We start from the raw sequence: 5,561 nt of genomic DNA on the forward strand, positions 1-5,561 counted from the left end.
GCAGTACCGTAAGCTACGACCATTACTTCATCCAACACTTCAGCGTCACTTTTCAAAACAACATTTACATTTGATTTGACATCCACTTTCTGAGTCTGGAAGCCGATGAATGAAACAACCAAAGTCTTCGCCGAACTTTTGTAGTATCTTTTACATGTTGGAATATGACTCAATAAATTCATTGCAAGGTCCTTTTGCTGTTTGATAGGGGATTCTTATACAGAATTAAAGCTACTTTTATATTTTATTTCTACCGGATATATACTTTCAAACAATAAAAAACTAACTTTGCAATACTTGGTATTGGTAAAGGGAAAATGACTTGTGGTATTCTTGCTGTATTTTGATATCTGTTTTCAACAAGTTATCAATTAAACTTTATCAAGCTGTTTTTAGCAACATTTAATATATCTGATTGACGTGAATAGAAAATATCCTATAGGAATTCAGAGCTTTGAAAGCCTTCGTAAAGGCGGATATCTTTATATTGATAAAACAAATCTGATTTATCAATTGGTAACTACTGGAAAATATTATTTTTTCAGTCGTCCGCGCCGTTTCGGAAAAAGTTTGTTGCTGTCAACGATTGAAGCTTATTATCAAGGGAAAAAGGAACTGTTCCAAGGGCTGGCCATCGAAAGACTGGAACAAGAATGGATGTCTTATCCTATTCTTCATATTGATTTCAATGCCCAAAGATATGATACTCCGGAGAGTCTGGACAATATACTGAATGATATACTAACCAAATGGGAAAAAGTATATGGTGCGGAGGCTAGTGAAGTGTCATTATCTCTTCGTTTTCAAGGAATCATTCAGCGTGCAGCAGAAAAATGCGGTAGGTCTGTGGTTATTCTGGTAGATGAATATGATAAGCCGATACTTCAGACGATAGGAAATCCTTCATTGCAGCAAACATATCGTGACACGTTAAAAGCTTTTTATGGAGCTTTAAAGAGTAAAGATCTGTTTATCCAGTTTGCCATACTTACCGGAGTTACAAAATTCAGTAAGATTAGTATCTTCAGTGATTTGAACAACTTAATGGATATATCTATGGACAACCGTTATGCTAACCTTTGTGGCATTACGGAGAAGGAAATCCACACGTATATGGAAGAAGACCTTGTTAAGTTGTCTACTTCCACGAATATGGAATATCCTCAAGTCTGCAAACAACTTGAAGAGTGGTATGACGGTTATCACTTTACAGAACACGGAGAAGGACTATATAATCCGTTCAGTCTGTTGAACACACTGGCACAGCTAAAATTTGGTAGCTATTGGTTTGAAACCGGTACACCCACCTTTTTATTACGCATATTACAACAAAATGGCTATGAGTTGAGACGTCTGTCTAAAGAAGTAGTCACTTCCGATATACTTAATGGCATAGATGTAATGGAAAATAGTCCGGTCCCTATTTTATATCAAAGTGGTTATCTTACTGTAAAAGAATATAATTCCAGGTTTAAAGTTTACATCCTGGGATTTCCCAACAGAGAAGTAGAAGAAGGGTTCTTCAATTATTTACTGCCTCATTATGCTTGTCTGCAACCAGCTGAATCCGCATTCCAGATTATGCGTTTCGTCGAGGATATAGAAAATGGACACGCGGATTCTCTAATCCGCCGTCTGCAAAGTTTTTTTGCGGATATTCCATACGAACTTATCCGTAACCTGGAACTACATTATCAGAATGTACTCTATATTCTATTCAAATTGATAGGTTTCTATACTCAAGCGGAATATCATACTTCTGAAGGACGTATCGATTTGCTTCTGGAGACAGACAAATATGTATATGTAATGGAATTCAAATTAGATGGGAATGCTGAAAAAGCTGTCGGACAGATAGAAAATAAGCATTATATATGGCCATTCAAGGGAAAAGGCAAAAAAATATATAAGATTGGTATCAACTTCAGCAATAAAAGTAGAAATATTGAAGACTGGGTTATTAGTGAGGAAGAAGCCTGACTGCAATGATACGGAATCAGATTTTTATTGTAGGAGAACTTATTTGAAAAACCAGTCTAGATACCTAATTTTTTTTAGGGGGGAATATATTGCAGCTTGTTTGTAGGTATTCGGATTTTTTCAGAATTTTCCAGATAGGTAAGCATTTTATTCAGTAGCATGTACAAAATAGGGAACATGTTGAATATGAGTAATTAAAATGATATAAAATAGCCATACCTAGTACTTTATAAATACTAGACATGGCTATTAATTATTTTATTTACCTCCTAAAGTTTATAGATTTAAAAGACAGGTAAGTTATCACTCCAATTTTCATTCTGCTGACAACCTGTACCGGTATTGATTTCCGATTCAGGTATCGGGAATACGAATTTCTGAATATCCCAATTCTGGAAATTATCTCCTGATACTAAATCGCCCATACGGCGTGCATCATAAAAACGATGTCCTTCAGCAACAAACTCACGGATTCTTTCTTCTGATATAAATGAGAGCAAGTCTGCTGTATTTGAAGGAAGATCAGAAGTAGATTTAATATCCCTATTACGTTTAGCCGTAAACAACAGATAATTCTGTGCTTCTGAAATATTTCCATTACGAGCTTCACATTCAGCGATAATCAAGGACATTTCTGATTTACGGAAAACAGGAATGTTACAAACAGCAGCAGCTGATTTTCCTAAGAATTTAGTAGTTGTAGTTCCACCACCAGCTCCTGCAGTGAACAAGCTGGCACGGATGTCATTCTTACCAAATTTATTGATTACATTGTTTTGGACAGTTGCATAATAGCTGCCGTACAATGTATTGATGGAGTTGGCAGAAAGATTATCGTCTTCTGATTTCTTTATAGTGAAGAGGTCTTCTTCTGTTGCGACAACATCTCCCCACATAGATGTATATGTCTCATCTGATGGAACAGCATCTGTACCTGTACCGTCACCATTGCCTTTCAGTGTGATAGCAGTTTTTGCAGCTGTTTCAGCAGCATTATAATCTCCCATTGAAAGATAGACACGTGCTTTCAAAGCTTGAAGTCCCATCATACCCATGTAATAGGCAGAACTATAAGTGCTACTGGTTGCTTCTTCACCAGCTTGTGCAAAAGCATCTTCCGCAGACTGGATATCTTTAGTAATCTGCGTGTAAGTATCTTCAACAGTTCCACGGCTGACGGTTGCAAAAGCTTCCGGAACTTCTTTATCGATAATGATTATTCCCGGCTGTGATTTGTTACTTTCCGAATAAGGCAAAGCATACAAATTTACCAAGTAGTAACCAGCCAAAGCTTTCAGTGCATGAAACTGACCAATATAATTATAAGTAGTCGCTTTTTCACTTTCAAGAATTGTACCATTTGCTAACATTTCATTGGCAGCATTGATTGATTCTGTAGAGCCTGCCAAAATTTTATAACCGATATTCCACATATCTTCCAGCTCAGCAGATGTACTTGTAAAAGTGAATGCACTATAACTGTACATGTGACCTGATGAAGCACTACCTGTGCTCATACCACTACAGAAGTCTCCCACTGTAGTAGCATAATTGCCCAAAAATGCATAATGGCCTACACGATAATAGATACCATTCAAACTGAAATAGTTTATTATCATAGTTTTTTTGAGCTTTATGTTATCGTATATGAGAAAAAACTGAAGATTGCTAGATGAATAATTGACAAATCGTTTCCAGATCCAATAAAAGATATACCTTATTCCTCCTTTATCATCTGCGGAATCACCGTTTACACCTTTTCAAATCATTTATAATGGTAGAAGGAAATATATTACTGTAACCCTCTGTTGTTTTGATACTTTGATGTCCCAGCAATTTTTGTACAGTTGTGATAGGCACCCCCTCATAAATCAATAAAGACGCATTGGTATGTCGGGCCGTATGAAACGAAAAATGCTTTTGGATTTGAGCAAGCTCCCCTATCTTTTTCAGTTCCTTATTGACACTGGAGTTTGGCTTTAAGCTAAAAAGGAGATTGGGATTCCGGGAATACTTATGAAGTATAGCCATCGCTTTCCCTTGAAACAATAAATACAAGGGTATCTGTATTTCTATATTCGTCTTGATGGACTTGAAGACAATCCATAAATTATGCTTATCCAGTTTAATCAGATTATTTACTGAAAGTTGTGTGAAGTCTGAATATCTCAATCCGGTATAACAGCAAAAAAGAAAAGCATCAAGTGTATGTTGCAGATGATTATGACGTTTGGGTAAAGAGAGATTTTCTAGTTTCTGTAATTCCTCCGGTAGCAAAAAGGTATGTTTACTTGCAATGGTTCGAATCTGGTATTTTCGGAAGGGATTGTCTTCTGGTGTAATCAAGTCTTGCCTGACTGCTTCATTGACAAGTGTTCTCAAATGCCTCAAATGCTTGGCTATAGTATTGATAGCATGTCCTTTTTTGATTAGAAAAGATTCAAAATCCTTTAAATAAGTGTATGAAATCTCAGAAAAACTCACATCCGGACTGAATTCTTGTAACAGCGAAAGAGTAGAGTAAAGATTGTTTTTAGTACTTTCTTTCCGGTTGGATTGTTCTACCCAATTTCTACTTATTTGAACAAATAGATTTTCTCCGCCATTTCGCTGGCGTTGAGAAGGCTGTTTTAACAACTCCAAGGATATAACTTTCCCCTGCTTCCAACATTCCAATTCCTTCCATTGCAGACTTAATATGAATTCGTCTAACATGCGATTGAGAACTTCACTATGTGGATGGCATATTATTAACTGCTGCTTCTTATCCCATTGTTCAGGAGTTACATATATATGTGTAGAAAAATATATCTTTTTCTTTTTGTAATAGGCTTCTACCTGGATAAGGGCCATACCTTTATCATTCAAACTGTTTTTACGGTTATGAACCAATCTGTAATTAATCTTTTCCATATACCTTATTGCTCAATTATAATTTAGATGATATTACCCTATTTGGTATTCCATTCGTAAGATGCAAGAATTTTATAGAATATTAGAGATAAAACATTATTTTTACAGAATAGAGTTGCGTAGATATGTGATTTTGTCGATTCGGAGATGAACATTTTGCATATTTATAAGTTTGCAATTAAGAAATTTGTCAGAAAAGTGTTAAAAAACGAGTTTTTAATCGAGTTTTATTCAAACCTCGTTAATCTTTAGGAATTTATTGCTAAATTTGCACCCCGTTAGAGTAAACAAATTTTTTTAATGTAAAGTTAAACTTTAAGAGAGATTTTTATGAAAAGAACATTGATGCTGTTAATGGCTTTCCTAGTGATAGGAATCGGCCTGGTAAACGCTCAGATTTCTAAAGTGACAGGACATGTCACTTCTGATGAAGACGGTTTGCCTGTAGTAGGTGCATCTGTATTGGTAGAAGGTACTACTGTAGGTACCGTTACTGATATCGATGGTAATTTTACGTTGACAAACGTGCCAAGTTCGGCGAAAACTTTGGTTATTTCGTTCATCGGCTTCCAGACTCAGAAAGTGGATGTCAAATCAAATGTAAATGTTGTTTTGAAAAGTGACGCTGAAGTGTTGGATGAAGTAATGGTCGTAGCTTACGGTACTGC

At 35.9% G+C, this 5,561-nt stretch carries 5 protein-coding genes; 2 read left to right on the plus strand and 3 right to left on the minus strand.

From position 1 onward, the window contains the following. On the minus strand, positions 1-182 hold a 182-nt coding region (locus C510_RS17660; protein ID WP_040366393.1), incomplete at its 3' end, for a hypothetical protein. Between the two features lie 238 nt (positions 183-420). Here C510_RS17660 and C510_RS0115710 point away from each other — a divergent pair. Further along, on the plus strand, positions 421-1,980 hold the full coding sequence (locus C510_RS0115710; protein ID WP_025892948.1) for an ATP-binding protein: 1,560 nt from the start codon (positions 421-423) through the stop codon (positions 1,978-1,980). A gap of 284 nt (positions 1,981-2,264) precedes the next feature. On the opposite strand, the gene C510_RS0115715 is transcribed toward C510_RS0115710, so the two are convergent. Continuing rightward, on the minus strand, positions 2,265-3,578 hold the full coding sequence (locus C510_RS0115715; protein ID WP_162160993.1) for a RagB/SusD family nutrient uptake outer membrane protein: 1,314 nt from the start codon (positions 3,576-3,578) through the stop codon (positions 2,265-2,267). Between the two features lie 145 nt (positions 3,579-3,723). Beyond that, positions 3,724-4,893 carry a site-specific integrase gene (locus C510_RS0115720; protein ID WP_025892950.1) on the minus strand — a complete coding sequence of 390 codons (1,170 nt, stop codon included), beginning with the start codon at positions 4,891-4,893 and terminating at the stop codon, positions 3,724-3,726. Positions 4,894-5,223: 330 nt separating this feature from the next. Between C510_RS0115720 and C510_RS16775 the strand changes: the two genes are divergently transcribed. Beyond that, positions 5,224-5,561 (plus strand): carboxypeptidase-like regulatory domain-containing protein (locus tag C510_RS16775; protein ID WP_187326685.1); only part of this gene is annotated, 338 nt, incomplete at its 3' end.

Origin of the sequence: Phocaeicola barnesiae DSM 18169 = JCM 13652 (assembly GCF_000374585.1) — a bacterium.
Taxonomy (GTDB): Bacteria; Bacteroidota; Bacteroidia; order Bacteroidales; family Bacteroidaceae; genus Phocaeicola; species Phocaeicola barnesiae.